This window comes from Devosia sp. UYZn731, assembly GCF_040546795.1.
Taxonomy (GTDB): domain Bacteria; phylum Pseudomonadota; class Alphaproteobacteria; order Rhizobiales; family Devosiaceae; genus Devosia.
Map to the genome: position 1 here is coordinate 1 of NZ_JBEPOL010000021.1, position 14,435 is coordinate 14,435.

General features: G+C 61.8%; 8 protein-coding genes and 1 pseudogene. 8 read left to right on the forward strand and 1 reads right to left on the reverse strand.

What is annotated here, in order from left to right; all coding sequences use genetic code 11:
- The first annotated feature begins 250 nt into the window (after positions 1-250).
- From ABIB57_RS26440 to ABIB57_RS26475, 8 genes and pseudogenes are all read left to right on the forward strand, one after another.
- Positions 251-421 (forward strand): hypothetical protein, encoded by a 171-nt coding sequence (locus ABIB57_RS26440; RefSeq protein WP_354044427.1) that lies wholly within the window; start codon positions 251-253, stop codon positions 419-421.
- A 397-nt stretch (positions 422-818) separates the two neighbouring features.
- The gene (locus tag ABIB57_RS26445) at positions 819-1,052 is read left to right on the forward strand and encodes a hypothetical protein (protein ID WP_354044428.1); all 234 of its coding nucleotides are present in this window, start codon (positions 819-821) and stop codon (positions 1,050-1,052) included.
- Positions 1,053-2,136: 1,084 nt separating this feature from the next.
- Positions 2,137-2,337: an ArdC-like ssDNA-binding domain-containing protein gene (locus ABIB57_RS26450; protein WP_354044429.1), complete on the forward strand. Its 201-nt coding sequence runs from the start codon at positions 2,137-2,139 to the stop codon at positions 2,335-2,337.
- Positions 2,338-2,411: 74 nt separating this feature from the next.
- Complete coding sequence (locus ABIB57_RS26455; protein WP_354044431.1) at positions 2,412-2,834, forward strand: ArdC-like ssDNA-binding domain-containing protein; 423 nt, start codon at positions 2,412-2,414, stop codon at positions 2,832-2,834.
- Positions 2,812-2,880, forward strand: a pseudogene (locus tag ABIB57_RS26460) (hypothetical protein); the annotation flags it as partial. The gene ABIB57_RS26455 and the pseudogene ABIB57_RS26460, both read left to right, overlap by 23 nt.
- A 19-nt stretch (positions 2,881-2,899) precedes the next feature.
- Positions 2,900-3,115, forward strand: a complete 216-nt coding sequence (locus ABIB57_RS26465; protein ID WP_354044432.1) for a zincin-like metallopeptidase domain-containing protein — start codon at positions 2,900-2,902, stop codon at positions 3,113-3,115.
- Between the two features lie 110 nt (positions 3,116-3,225).
- On the forward strand, positions 3,226-3,477 hold the full coding sequence (locus tag ABIB57_RS26470; protein WP_354044472.1) for a type II toxin-antitoxin system prevent-host-death family antitoxin: 252 nt from the start codon (positions 3,226-3,228) through the stop codon (positions 3,475-3,477).
- A 1,713-nt stretch (positions 3,478-5,190) separates the two neighbouring features.
- Positions 5,191-13,686: a glycoside hydrolase family 94 protein gene (locus ABIB57_RS26475; protein ID WP_354044434.1), complete on the forward strand. Its 8,496-nt coding sequence runs from the start codon at positions 5,191-5,193 to the stop codon at positions 13,684-13,686.
- Between the two features lie 186 nt (positions 13,687-13,872).
- On the opposite strand, the gene ABIB57_RS26480 is transcribed toward ABIB57_RS26475, so the two are convergent.
- Complete coding sequence (locus tag ABIB57_RS26480) at positions 13,873-14,373, reverse strand: YciE/YciF ferroxidase family protein (RefSeq protein ID WP_354044435.1); 501 nt, start codon at positions 14,371-14,373, stop codon at positions 13,873-13,875.
- Positions 14,374-14,435 lie beyond the last annotated feature (62 nt).

The following is a 14,435-nucleotide window of genomic DNA, read 5'->3' on the forward strand; positions in this document are numbered from 1 at the left end:
TTGTTGCCGGTCGAAAGGCGGTCCTGGGTCTTGGCCATCAGGGTCGCGGTGCCCTGGAGAGCCGACAGGTTTGAACGGACGGCTGCCGTCAAATTGATATTTGCCATTCTTCTTTCCTTCTGGAGCGTTTTATTCGCGACGCCCCTACTGGGACATCCAACGCTTACCTATGAGGTTTTAAGGATTGGTAAAACATTGGCTTGGCATCCGGTGCCAATTTTTGGATTGGAGCCACTTAGGATTTTCTTAGATGATCCTTCTAGTTGGGACCACGGTCGCAGTTGCTCACAGCGAAAAGCCCAACCTGTTCGACACCAGAGGTGACGATGTCGAAGATGGTTTCTCATGGGTATTGGCAGACGTTTCTCACCCTGAATTCGCCCTGTCGCTGGTCTGGTCGAGCTCGTTGCGCTTGCAATAGGCGTCGAATGCGCCGGCGGCGCGGCCAGTCCACTGGAACGACCCCCGGGCCACCCTTGAAGTCCTGGACGGTCGGATTTTTTGCAAGGTCGTGAGGCCTTTGCTTTCATGGCCCGCATAGCCGACCACCTCGAACCCATCACTGGGATCCAAGGGGAAATCGGCTAGCAGCATTGTGACAATAGCAGGCGCTTTGGCGCGGAAGGTCTGTGTAGGGGCATCGCAGTCTCCGTCGATGTGAATGAAAAGGCCCCGCGTGAGCGAGGCCATTGGAACGAAGGCAGCGGCGAGGATTTAAAGCAGTTGCCGTGGACTACCCTCTAGCGGCGGACGAGGCTGCCGACCGCTCTCGGGAGGGGAGTTGGCGGCCTCGCCTATATTTCCAATCTGGGGTTCGAATGACAAAACGATTTCAAGTTGTGGACTGTCGAACCGAACTCAACGCGTTCGCCGAGATCGGTGTGATGGCAGACACTCCGGAACACGCTGCGCGTTTAGTTTTGGGCGAACACCTCGTGCGCGGCAGCCCAAATCCAGCCGAATTACGAGCCAGGGTCTACTTCCAAGGCGGCGGGGGCCTGACCATGGTGCGGCTCTATTGTCGGATTGAGCAACAAGAATCGCGCATTTAATACCAAGTGACGCAGACATGAAGTGTGTTGGAACGAAGGAAGGCGGTGACGATGGGTGGCTAGCCGCTGCGTCACCTTCAGCGGCGGAGGCGCCGCCGAGCCCCCACGGAATGGCGGCCCCAACTTTCAGGAGGTTGGCCATGCGAGTTGCGGTATCCATTACACGCCCGAATGGCGCGCTCCAGACCTCGGTTCTGGTCCTGCCGGAGAGGCAAGAGGCGGCGTTACCGCCTAGTCTGCGGAAAGGCTGGCAGTATTTCACGACCATCGACACCGCAGATGCCATGTTCAGGTCGGTTAAGGTCGATGAGGAACTCGCAACGCAGGGGTTTTGCGTTTTCACCCGTGAGGAAGGGCATGATGGATTGGTTAGGCCGGGATTGGCCCGCGACCGTCACCACGATGAGCCGGCGCCTCGCGCAACGGCGGCGCCTATTCGGAGAGGCAGTCGCCTATGCTATCGCTCATGGACAAGCGACATCGGCTCATCCTCAGATAGGATTACCTTAGTTTCCAGCGGCACGACAAGCTGAAGCGGGAACCCAACTCACGAACGGGCGATAAGTTATTGCAGGTTTGCCCCTGCGCGACATCTCCGAAGCCCTTCAGCCCCGCCTATGCACATGCCGGCGTTTTTCTTTGCAAAAATCAATCACCAATAGAAGGTATTTATTTGTCCGCAGGCGAGCAAGAGGTCGAGGTTGGGCGATATATTCGCTAGGCGCGCCGAGCCAAAGAAGTCTCCGCCTTTGCGCATAACGATCGCGGGTGCTGCGGTCATCCGGCGGACCCGGCCAGGTCGGATCGCGGCCGCGTGACAGGGGCGACCTATTTTCTCCCTCTGAAGGGGAAAGACCGCCCGGCGCGCTCTCCCCTGCTAGGGCTGCGACGGGGTTTCCCTATCTTCACATCCGGCCTCCGGCCAGCGCTGCAGGATCGGTGCAGATCCGCACATGCGGATTTGCACAGGCCCCTCGCTTGGATAATCCCCATCCTCGCCCCCCTCTCGTCGATCCGGTCGCGGACACCTCGGAGGCAGAGGCATGGCCTCTGCTCCCTTTGGGCCAGATTAGGAGAGCGAAAAATGACCACACGGACCAAAACCAAGCGCATCGCCAGCACCAAGACCGCGCGAGCGGGCGACGAAACCGCCCTGCCCCGCGCCGATGTTTACGAGCGCGTGACCACCAAAATCATCGAGCAACTGGAAGCAGGCACCCGCCCATGGTCAAAACCATGGACCGATGGCACCCCGGGTTCAGACCCAGCCCTTATGCGCCAATAGCGTTGCCTATCGCGGCATCAATCCTGTTGTTGTCGATGCAGGCGCAGGCCTGCCGTTATGGATCGAACTACTGCATGACCTATCGGCAGGCCAAAGACCTCGGCGGGCAGGTCCGCAAGGGCGAGAAGGCCGCAGCCGTTGTTTATCTCGGAGCCATCGAGCGCACCGAGACCAACGACAATGGAGAGGACGAGGAAAGCCCCATCCCGTTCCTAAAAAAGGCCCTATGCGTCTTCAATGCCGATCAGGTGGACGGTCTGCCCGACCGCTTCCGCATCGTGGCCATGTCCGCCGATGCGCCGATAACTAAACAGCGCATGGACCATGCCGACGCCTTTTTCGCCAACACGGGGGCGGCGATCCTAAACGGCGGCAACAGGGCGTCCTATCAGCTCGCCAATAACTGCATTGCCATGCCATTGTTTGAGGCGTTCGTCAGCGCCGAAGCGCACGCGGCGCCCCCCTGCTCATTAGATGATCCACTGGACCGCGCATAAAACCCGCCTGTCCCCTGAAATCAAGAATCCCTTTGGCACCAAGGACTATGCCCGGGAGGAACTGATTGCCGAACTCCGAGCCTGTTTCATCGGCGCCGAATTTCGATCCGCGCGACGATCATGCCGCCTATTTCGCGTCGTGGCTAGAAGTGCTGAAAGAGGACAAACGGGCCATATTCCGAGTCGCTGCCCATGCGGAACGCGCCGCCACCTTCCTGCACAAACTGCAACCCCGTGGCCCACAGGCCGACGAGCCAGCAGCCGAGGCTGGCCCCGCCTGATCGGCCAACCACCGATCTGCGGCAACGTGCTGGCACTTCGTTTTTGTGATTTTCTGTGTTTTCTGTACATTACAGAATATGGAGACTAAGCCAAGATTAACAGCAAAACCATTACGTCTGCTGAGTTTGTCCGTCACTTCGGGCGTCATCATGACGAAGCCATGCGCGCCCCCATCACGCTCACAAAACATGGTCGCGCGTCGGTTGTCGTCGTCCCCGCCGATGTGTTCGAGCGCATGATGAACAACGACGATCTGCGCCGAGCTTACGGCGCCGGCGAGATGCCGGCCGATTTTGCTAAAATGTTCAGCGCGCAGCTCGAACAGGATTCCGCCGACTATCAGGCCTCCAAGGATAACTGATCGCTTCAGCCGAGGCGATATTATCAGATCTATCTGTGGCGTTGGCAGGAGGGCAAAGGCCGCGAGCATGGCGAAAAAGATCGCCCGGTCTGCCTGATCCTCAGCATCAGCGATCGCCTGAATGATTAGCAGGTTCTGTCACTTCGATTTCCGAATGTAACTGATCTCGCCGACGCATACGGCGAAGGGCTTTTTATGTTTAGTGTGCCGGCAGCACTTGAACGCGATATCTAGCCCAAGAGCGCCATGTGGAACAAAGGCGGCGGGAAAGGCTTCATCAGTTTCCACCGGTAGTGACCTCTAACGGCGGAAGAGCTGCCGATCCTTGCCCCCAACAAGGATCGGCAGTCTCGCCCATTTGCTAGCGAGAGTGGTCATGACGACAGAATTTCGAGTTATAGACTGCCGTACGGTGGTCGCCGATCCGGCAGAATTTCGACTACTGGCCGACACTGCGGAACACGCAGCTCGACTGGCTCTCGGCGAAGACCTCGTGCGTGGCAATGGTAACCTTGGTCCGAGGCCATTGAGGGCAAGGGTCTACTCCATGGGGGTCAATGGTGCCTTGACGATGGTTCGACTCTATTCCAAACCAGACCCACAGGAGGACGCTAAGCGTGACGGACAACGAACTCGCCCATGGGGCCAATAACAGTTCAAGGCCTTGGCCTGGAAGGCCCGGCCGCAACGCCCGATGCTTCGGAACTCCAATATCTTGGAATTAAAAGCTGGTCGTGGAAAGTCGCGTTGGGACGCACATCCAAGCGCTTGGGTGCGTTCGTCTTTCGCCTTCTAGATGCCGTGAAGACCTCCGCGAGGCCCGGTGGATCGTCCTTCGCTTGAGTGAACCCCATTTCGCATTAGTCTGGATCGTGATGTCTGCTCGGCTAATCCCGCCCGGGGCGGCACGCGGACTCTTCGGCGTTACCAGCACCCGGCAGAGCCCCCAAGACGGAAAGCAGCGAGTACCGGATAGCCCAAGCGACATAGTGTGAATACCAGCACCACTCCATTCGAGGTTAGCAGACTAGACTCGCCTACTAGCCGCCAGGAACGCGCCAAAAACGGGCGCCGCGTAGCACTTCCATTCCCAAGCCGGCCCAAACGCCCGCAGCGCGCGGAGCCCGTTTCCACCGAGGCTGGCCCTGCCCTGAGCTGCTTGCTGACATGCCAGCCCTTTCGGTGGCCACAATGGGAACGCATTTGATGCCCGCACGTTCGACCGTAATCGTGGCGAGCGCATGCTTTCTACATTACGACGCTGGCGGTCGTTGTACGCAGTTTGTTCGCACCCCTCAATGTGGGCTACCCGTGAGGCCTAAATGACCAACTATAACTCCCCTACAGGGGCAGCCGACATGAGGCGGTCGGCAACGTTAAACAGGCTTCCGGTAGGACAAAGGATGCCGTCAAAAAGGCTGCAGACCACGTCAAGCGCTAAACTAACAAAGACGGGCTTTCCAAGCCCGTCTTTTTCGTTTGGTTGGAACGCCGCAGAGTTGGGATCGCGCGGCACCGTGGATCATCTGCGTCATCGCACCTTGCGCGCATGCGGTTGCGGATAGCTGCAACTTTGTGGTTGTGCGTATTTTCTCCTGCGGCCGGTTCCGGTCGGTAAATGGGATGGCATGGACGGCTGCATCGGTCCGGCCGGGTGGATCTGATTTCACCTTGGAGACAGACATATGTCCAACGCTATCTTGAAAGGGCCTTATGCTCCCGATGTCGTTGTCTTGGCTCCTGGGGCAACGCCGCCCCGATATCTGGAGCGACCCTGCACCTGTTCGTGAGGAGTTGTTCGGCGTCGAGCGATTGGAGCAGCACGCCGAGAGCCTCGCCGCGGCCCAGGGGGTGACCAAAAGCCCACTCCGTGTGCCCTCGCTGCGGCGGCGCTTGGAGGATAATGCCAAAACCCTCCTCAGAGCCTATCGCGACAGTGCACAGCAACTGGAAACTGGCGATGCCGTCGAGCCGGCCGCTGAATGGCTACTGGACAACTATCATCTCGTCGAGGAGCAAGTTCGCGAAATCCGCACCGACTTACCGCCGGGCTTTTATCGACAATTGCCCAAATTGGCCGAAGGTCCTTTCGCCGGTTATCCGCGCGTCTTCGGTTTGGCGTGGGCTTTTGTCGCTCACACCGACAGCCATTTCGATCCAGAGACGCTGCGTCGGTACATCACTGCCTATCAGCGGGTGCAGCCTCTTAGCATCGGCGAACTCTGGGCCTTGGCGATCACACTGCGAATCGTGCTGGTCGAAAATCTACGACGGCTGGCAGACCAGATAACCATCGGGCGCCTGGCGCGTGCCGATGCCGACGTCTTGGCCGACCGGCTCCTTTTGCCCGAGCAAAGCCGCATCGCCCTCGAAGCCGACATGGCGTCGCGGCCGGCGGACGCATTGTCGGAACGCTTTGCGGCACAATTGGCCAAACGGATGCGGGATCAGGACCCCAGAACCACCCCGGCCCTGCAATGGTTGGAAGAGCGTCTCGAGCGTCAGGACACCTCGATCGACGAGGTTGTCGCTCACGCACAGCAGCGGCAGGGTGCCTCCAACGTGACGGTGCGTAATGTCATCACCAGTATGCGGCAAATCTCAGACATCGATTGGGCGGAGCTGTTCGAGAGCGTGAGCCTCGTCGACGACCGACTGCGCAGCGGAAGTGCTTTCGCCAAAATGGACTTCTCGACCCGCGACCTTTATCGCAGTGCGATCGAGCAATTGGCGCGCGGCTCGTCGCACAGCGAGATCGAGATCGCCGAACAGGCGCTGAAGGCGTCATGGGACGCCGCGGCTCAGGCGCCGGTTGCGATCGAGGCAGAGCGCCGCGGCGACCCCGGTTACCATCTGGTGGGAGAGGGACGGCAGAAGCTGGAACGCGCCGTCGATTTTCGGCCACCCGCGCGGCTGTGGACGGCACGCTTTGGTATCCGGCTGGGCGTTCGTGGCTATCTCGGCGCAATTCTGGTCCTTGCGGGGCTCATTCTGGGTGTGGCGCTCTGGACGTTGGGCTTGGTGGGGGCAGAGGTAGGCTGGCTCGTAGCGTTCGTCTTTTTTGGTTTCCTGCCGGCCACAGACGCCGCAACGGCCGTTGTCGACCGCGTCGTGACCCGCAGCTTCAGCGCAAGGAGCCTGCCGGGCCTCGAGTTGGCCGATGGGGTTCCCAGTGATTTGAGAACGCTTGTCGCAGTACCGACGCTCCTCGGCCAGGAAGCCGAATTGCTCGATGAGGTGGCGCGGTTGGAAGTGCATTATCTCTCCGGAACAGGTGGTGATCTGACATTCGCGCTCTTGCTCGATGGTGCCGATGCCGATCGGGAGATGCTGGAGACCGATGCGCCCCTGCTCGATGCCGCCGCCAAGGCCATCGACGCCCTCAACCGGCGCCATGGGCCCGGACCTGCCGGTGATCGTTTCCTCGTGCTGCACCGCCGCCGGCTGTTCAACGCTAGCCAGGGCGTCTGGATGGGCTGGGAGCGCAAGCGGGGCAAGCTGGCCGAGTTGAACCGCCTGTTGCGCGGCGCCAACGACACCTCGTACGCGCCCATCGCCGGCCGTGCTCCCGCGGTGCCGCCAGACGTGCGGTACGTCATCACCCTTGACGCCGATACGCGGTTGCCGCGCGATGCGGCACAGCGCCTGATCGGCAAGATGGCGCATCCGCTGAACCGGCCCGGCTTCGACATGGCCACCCAGCGGGTCGTTGGCGGCTACGCCATCCTGCAGCCGCGGGTTACCCCTTCACTTCCGATCGGCAGTCAAGGCTCGTTCTACCAGCGCGTGTTTTCCAGTCCCGGCGGCATCGACCCCTATGCGGCGGCCATCTCGGATGTCTACCAGGATCTGTTCGGCGAGGGCTCGTTTACAGGCAAGGGCATCTACGACGTCGACGCCTTCGAGGCGGCGCTGGCCGGCCGGGTGCCGGACAACACGATGCTGAGCCATGACCTGTTCGAAGGCACCTTCGCGCGGGCCGGACTTGCTTCGGACGTCGAACTGGTCGAGGAATTTCCAGCGCGATACGACGTCGCCACCTTACGCCGACATCGTTGGACGCGGGGCGACTGGCAGCTTTTGCCCTGGCTGCTCGGTGCGCGGACTGGACCCATGGCGCTGTCGCCGATCGGTCGCGCCAAGATGCTGGACAATCTGCGGCGGTCCGTGCTGGCGCCGTGTACCTTGGCGCTATTCGCCTTGTGCTGGTTTTTAACGGCACCGGCGTCGCTGGTCGCGCTCTTGTTCGCGATTCTGACAATCGCCATTCCTGCCTTTCTGCCGGTTGCTTTTTCATTGTCGCCGCAACGCCGCGGCATTCGCATTCGCAATCATCTCGGGCGGGTGTGGGCCGACCTGCAGATTGCTGCCGCACAGATCTGGTTGTCGCTGGCGTTTTTGCCTGACCAAGCCTGGCAAACCGGCGATGCGGTCATCAGGACGGTGTGGCGGGTGTTCGTGACGCGTCGCGATCTGCTGGAATGGACGACCGCCGCCCAGTCCGCCAGACGTCCGCGACCTGACCTGGCTGGCCTGTACCATAGGATGGCCCCCGGCACCGTGACCGGGGTGGCGCTGGGCGCTGCCGCACTGTCCGTCAGCATGGCGTCTTGGCCGGTTGTACTGCCCTTCGCGGCGCTGTGGCTTGCGGCACCCGCCATTGCCTGGAGCGTCAGCCGCTCGCCGAGCGCTGCACGCCGCCTGCAGATTTCCCCAGCCGAGGCAGGCGCGCTGCGCCTGATCGCCCGCCGCACCTGGCGCTTTTTCGAAACCTTCGTGACGGCCGCTGAAAATATGCTGCCACCGGATAACTTTCAGGAGGATCCGAGGCCGGCGGTGGCTCACCGCACATCGCCCACCAATATTGGCCTCTATCTGCTGTCTGCCGTCGCCGCCCGCGACTTCGGCTGGGCTGGCACGACGGAAACCGTCGAACGGCTGGAGGCGAGCTTCGCGACGTTGAACAGGCTGCCGCGGTTCAAGGGCCATCTGTTCAATTGGTACGACACACAGGATCTGCGGGCGCTCGAGCCGGTCTATGTGTCCTCGGTCGACAGCGGCAACCTGGCAGGTCATCTAATCGCGCTCGCCAATGCGTGCGAGGAATGGGCCGAGGCTCCGCTCGCCGTCGATCCGCGCACCGGGCTGGCGGACGGCCTGGCTATGGCGCGAGAGGCCGCCGCGTCCTTGCCCACGGGGAGCGCTGAGTTCGCGGCGTTGATCGAGACGATCGACAGCGAACTGAACGGCGCACAATCGATCGACGCGTTGCTTGCGACACTCAAGCGGCTGACAGAAAAGGCGGCCGGGATTGCCCGAGAACTAACCCTCCCCGACGGCGACCAAAACTCTGACCTCGTGTTTTGGACAGAGGCGATCGGTAAGGCGGTGGCTCAGCACAGCCGCGACCGGTTGCAGGTCGCCGATGCGCCTCGAAGTTTGAAACGACGCCTTAAAAAACTCGCCGGTGCCGCTCGCGACATGGCTCAGGCGATGGACTTCGCTTTCTTGATCGATCCCGAGCGCAAGCTCCTGTCGATCGGCTATTCCGTCGCGGACAACCGGCTTGACCCCAGCTGCTACGATCTCCTCGCCTCGGAAGCCCGATTGGCGAGCCTTTTTGCCATTGCCAAAGGTGATGCTCCCACACGCCACTGGTTCCGTTTGGGACGGACCGCCACGCCGATCGGCAAGGGCTCGGCATTGATTTCCTGGTCCGGATCCATGTTCGAATACTTGATGCCGTCACTGGTGATGCGGGCTCCCGAGGGGAGCCTGCTGGACGAGACCAACCGTCGGGTCGTCGAACGCCAGCAGGCCTATGGCCGGGCGCTCGGTATTCCGTGGGGCATCTCGGAGTCAGCCTACAACGCCCGCGACATGGAATTCACCTATCAATACTCCAACTTCGGCGTACCGGGCCTGGGCCTGAAGCGAGGCCTTGCCGACAACCAGGTCATTGCCCCCTATGCCAGCGGGCTCGCCACGATGGTCGATGCGCAGGGGGCGCTGCGCAACTACGGCCGGTTGGCCGAGATGGGCGGGCGCGGCCGCTACGGCTTCTTCGAAGCGATCGATTTCACCCGTTCCCGGCTTGCCGACAGCGAGGAGTTCGCCGTCGTCCGCAACTTCATGGCCCACCATCAGGGCATGACGATCGTCGCCATCCACAACGCGGTTTCGGGTGGGCGGATGCGCGAGCGCTTTCACCGTGAACCGATGATTCGTGCCAGCGAGCTGCTGCTTCAAGAACGTATGCCCCGCGACATCGCCGCAGCGCATCCGCGCGCCGAAGAGGTCAAGGCGTCGGCGCAGGAGGCCGATCGCGGGATGGCGACGGTACGGCGTTTGACGCCGCCGCTCACCGGTGCGCCGGTGACGCACCTGTTGTCGAACGGGCGCTATGCCTTGATGCTTACAGCCGCCGGCTCCGGGTATAGCCGCTGGCGCGATATCGCGATCACGCGCTGGCAGGAGGATGCGACCCTTGACCAGCAAGGCTCCTTCATTTTCATGCGCGACGTGGCGTCAGGCACCGTCTGGTCATCGAGTCCGCGGCCGTTCGGCGACGATGCGGACAGCCAGTCCGTCATTTTCGGGGAGGACCATGCGGAGTTCATCCGCCACGACGGCTCGCTGACCACCGTAACCCATGTGCTGATTTCGGCGGAGGATGATGGCGAGGTGCGCCAAGTGACCTTGACCAATAGCGGCCGCCAGGCGCGTGAGATCGAACTCACGTCCTATGCTGAGCTTGTTCTGACCACGCCCGCGACCGACAATGCTCATCCTGCGTTCGCCAAGATGTTTGTCGAGACCGAATATCTGGCGGAGTTCGGGGCTCTGATCGCGACCCGCCGGCCGCGGTCAGCCGACGAGCCACGGATCTGGGCGGCCCATATTGCGGTTGTCGAAGGCGAAATAGCCGCCGATCCACAATACGAATCCGACCGCGCCCGCTTTATCGGCCGTGGCCGTAGCCTGGCCTCGGCTGCGGCGATCCTGGACGCGGGCACCCTCTCCAACACGGTGGGGACGGTTCTCGATCCGGTGTTCTCGCTGCGCCAGCGCATCACGGTCGGGCCGGGACAGGTCGCGCGCGTCGCCTTTTGGACCTTGGTGGCTGGCTCGCGCGCCGAGCTTTTGGATCTGGTCGATCGCCATCATGATCGCAGCGCGTTCGATCGGGCCAAGACGCTGGCCTGGACCCAGGGCCAGGTGCAGTTGCGCCATCTCGACGTCAAGCCCGAAGAAGCCGCTGACTTCCAGCGGCTGGCCAGTCCGATCCTTTACGCCGACCGACGCTTTCGAGTGCCTTCGGATGCGATGGTGCGCGGGTCGGGCCCGCAATCGGGCTTGTGGCCGCATTCAATATCGGGCGACCTGCCGATCGTGCTCGTGCGGATCGACGACATCGAGGATATCGATCGGGTCCGCCAGCTGCTGCGGGCGCACGAATACTGGCGCATGAAACGCTTGGCGGTTGACCTCGTCATTATCAACGAGCGGGCCTCGTCCTATGTTCAGGATCTGCAGATCGCGATCGAGACCGCCATCCGCAGTAGCCAGTCACGGCCGCGCTTCGGGGCGGAACTGGCTCAAGGGTCGGCTTACGTCCTGCGTGCCGACTTGATGAGCATGGAAGCCAGATCGTTGCTCCAGGCCGTCGCTCGCATCGTTATCGTGGCGCGTCGCGGATCGATCGCGGAACAATTGGCGCGGCTACCGCTGCTGCCCGAGGCGACGGCGACAACGTCTCCACGCCGGGAACCCACAACCGCGCCGACCGCGCCGGCGACGATTCCCGATCTCGAATTCTTCAATGGCATCGGCGGCTTCGATCAAGACGGGCGCGAGTATGTGAGCGTGCTGCAAGCCGGCGCGACCACACCGGCGCCGTGGATCAACGTCATCGCCAACCCGACCTTCGGCTTCCAGGCTTCGGCCGAAGGGAGCGGTTATACTTGGGCCGAAAACAGCCGAGAGAACCAGCTGACGCCTTGGTCGAACGATGCGGTTACCGACCCCGCTGGCGAGGCAATGTATGTGCGCGACGAGGACAGCCTTGAGCTCTGGAGCCCTACCGCTCGCCCGATCCGCGATGGTGGGACCTATATCGCCCGCCATGGCCGCGGTTACAGCAAGTTCGAGCATGAGGCCGGTGGCCTGGCGCTCGGCCTCCTGCAATACGTGCCTCTGGCCGACTCGATCAAGATATCGCGCCTGACAATCAAAAACCTCTCCGACCGGCCGCGGCGCGTATCTGTCACCGCCTATGCGGAATGGACCCTGGGTACGGCACGGGGCGCCTCAGGACCATTCGTGGCGAGCGAGATTGATGCCGAGACCGGCGCGATGTTCGCCCGCAATCCCTGGAGCATCGCCTTTCCTGGCCGTGTTGCCTTCGCCGACTTGAGTGGCCGGCAGAGCTGTTGGACGGGCGATCGCACCGAGTTCCTCGGCCGCGGCGGCAGCACAGCAGCGCCGGCCGCTTTAAGCCGCAAGGGACCCCTGTTGAACACAACCGGCGCTGGGCTTGACCCGTGCGCGGCGCTCTGCACGGTCTTGGAGATCGCTGCGGGGCAGGAAGTCGAGATCATCTCATTCCTTGGCCAGAGCGCCTCCCCCCAGGAGGCCCGTGCGCTGCTCGCCCGCTATCGCGCTGCCGATCTCGACGCGATCTTCACGCAAGTCGGCGAGCATTGGGACACTATGCTCGGCAGCATCCAAGTCAAGACGCCCGATCGCGCTATGGATATCATGCTGAACGGCTGGTTGCTCTACCAGACGCTGGCCTGCCGCATCTGGGCGCGCTCCGCCTTCTACCAGGCGAGTGGGGCATATGGCTTCCGTGACCAATTGCAGGACGGTATGGCGCTGACCTTCGCGCAGCCGGAAATGACGCGCCATCATCTGCTGCGCGCTGCCGGCCGGCAATTTCGGGAGGGCGATGTTCAGCATTGGTGGCTGCCGCATACCGGCCAGGGGGTGCGCACCCGCATCTCCGACGATCGCGTGTGGCTCGGTTTCGCCACCGCCACCTATATCGCCGCCTCGGGCGATGCGGCGATCCTCGATGAGATGGTGCCATTTCTCGAAGGCGCAGCCTTGGGCCCTGGCGAACACGACGCTTTTTTCCAGCCGATGCCGGCGGACGAAACGGCATCGTTATTCGAGCACTGCGCGCGGGGCCTTGACCAATGCCTCGAACTGACCGGCGAGCACGACCTGCCATTGATGGGAACCGGGGACTGGAATGACGGCATGAATCGGGTCGGTGAAGCGGGTAAGGGCGAGAGCGTGTGGCTCGCCTGGCTACTGCTGCGCACCATCACCTTGTTGGCGCCGTTGGCCGAGACGCGCGATGCCGCACGGGCTAAGCGCTGGCGCATCCATGCTGAGCGCGTTCGCGCAGCAATCGAGCGCGAGGCCTGGGATGGCCAGTGGTATCGCCGCGCGACCTTCGACGACGGCACCTGGCTCGGCTCGAAAGACAGCCTGGAATGCCAGATCGATTCGATCGCTCAGTCCTGGGCTGTATTGTCCGGGGCGGCGGATAACGCCCGGGCAGCGGAAGCGATGACGTCGCTTGAGCGCCGGCTGATCCGCCGCGACGAAGGCCTCGCCCTGCTGTTCACGCCGCCGTTCGACCATACCCCGCATGATCCGGGGTATATCAAGGGCTATCCCCCGGGCCTGCGCGAAAATGGCGGACAATACAGCCATGCCGCCATGTGGGCGATCTTGGCATATGCAAAGCTTGGTGAGGGCGACAAGGCAAGCGAACTCTTCGCCCTGCTTAATCCAATCAACCACGCGCGGACTCGCGAGGAGGCCGAGCGCTACAAGGTCGAGCCCTTTGTGGTCGCCGCTGATGTCTACTCGGTGCCGCCCCATGCCGGACGCGGGGGATGGACCTGGTATACTGGTTCGGCCGGATGGATGTATCGCGCTGGGATCGAAGGCATACTCGGCCTGCGCCGCGAAGGCGGCTTTCTAATCGTTGAGCCGGTGCTACCCGGGGCGTGGCCGGGGTATGAGGCGATCATCAGGATCGGCGCGACACGCTACGATCTCCGGGTTGAGGCGGCCGCGGATAGATCTTCCCCAACCCATGCCCTTCTCGACGGGGCCGAAATGAGTATCGTGGGCGGCGCTCTTCGCGTCGCGCTTGACGGGGGCCATCACGACTTGATCTTGATAATTTGAGACTAGCCGCGAGGAACTTGTCCGTAAGGTGTTGAGCTAATTTGGGGCAAGTCCACCACAGCCTGTGGCGAAAGTTCAACTTTAAATTTCAAGAGGTAATTGACTTGGCCCCGCTTTATGTATGTCGGCACCGCAAAACAGCGCTCGTGAAAAGGCGCAGACTGAAGCCTGCGCCGTAGGTCGTGTCTAGGCGGCCTTGGCGTTGTCACCGCCGGCCTCGGCAAGTTGGGTCAACGCCTGGTCTGTAGCACGCTCCTCCAAAAGTGTCGTCTCGAACAGTTTGGCGGCATCAGCATAGCCGAGACGTGTTGCCCACGTGCGCAAGGTTCCATAGCGGGCCATCTCATAGTGCTCGACGGCCTGGCCCGCAGCGATCAGGCCCGCATCCAAGGCCACTGTGCCTTTGAATTCGTCCATGATCGACTTGCCTTCCTCGAGAATGCCCAAGATTGCGTCGCAGGTCTTACCGCGGGCGGGCTTGCCGATGATGTCGAACACCTGCTCAAGGCGATCGATGTGGCCCTGGGTTTCGTCCATATGCTTTTCGAACCCGGCCTTAAGGGCGGGATCCTGAGCTGCCTTGGCCATCTTTGGCAAAGCTTTCACGATCTGCTTCTCGGCGTAATAAATGTCCTTAAGGGTGTCGAGGAAAAGGTCGTCAAGTGTCATCTCTTTGGAGGTCGCCATGGCGCTATCCTGTGTTGGAGTCGGTCTCATAACGGAGCGATGAATGAATCGTTGCCGCAACC

Bases quoted from the DNA above. Each gene is read 5' to 3' on its own strand.
- ABIB57_RS26440 (WP_354044427.1), top strand. From the start codon at position 251: ATGATCCTTCTAGTTGGGACCACGGTCGCAGTTGCTCACAGCGAAAAG.
- ABIB57_RS26445 (WP_354044428.1), top strand. From the start codon at position 819: ATGACAAAACGATTTCAAGTTGTGGACTGTCGAACCGAACTCAACGCG.
- ABIB57_RS26450 (WP_354044429.1), top strand. From the start codon at position 2,137: ATGACCACACGGACCAAAACCAAGCGCATCGCCAGCACCAAGACCGCG.
- ABIB57_RS26455 (WP_354044431.1), top strand. From the start codon at position 2,412: ATGACCTATCGGCAGGCCAAAGACCTCGGCGGGCAGGTCCGCAAGGGC.
- ABIB57_RS26475 (WP_354044434.1), top strand. From the start codon at position 5,191: ATGCTCCCGATGTCGTTGTCTTGGCTCCTGGGGCAACGCCGCCCCGAT.
- ABIB57_RS26480 (WP_354044435.1), bottom strand. From the start codon at position 14,373: ATGGCGACCTCCAAAGAGATGACACTTGACGACCTTTTCCTCGACACC.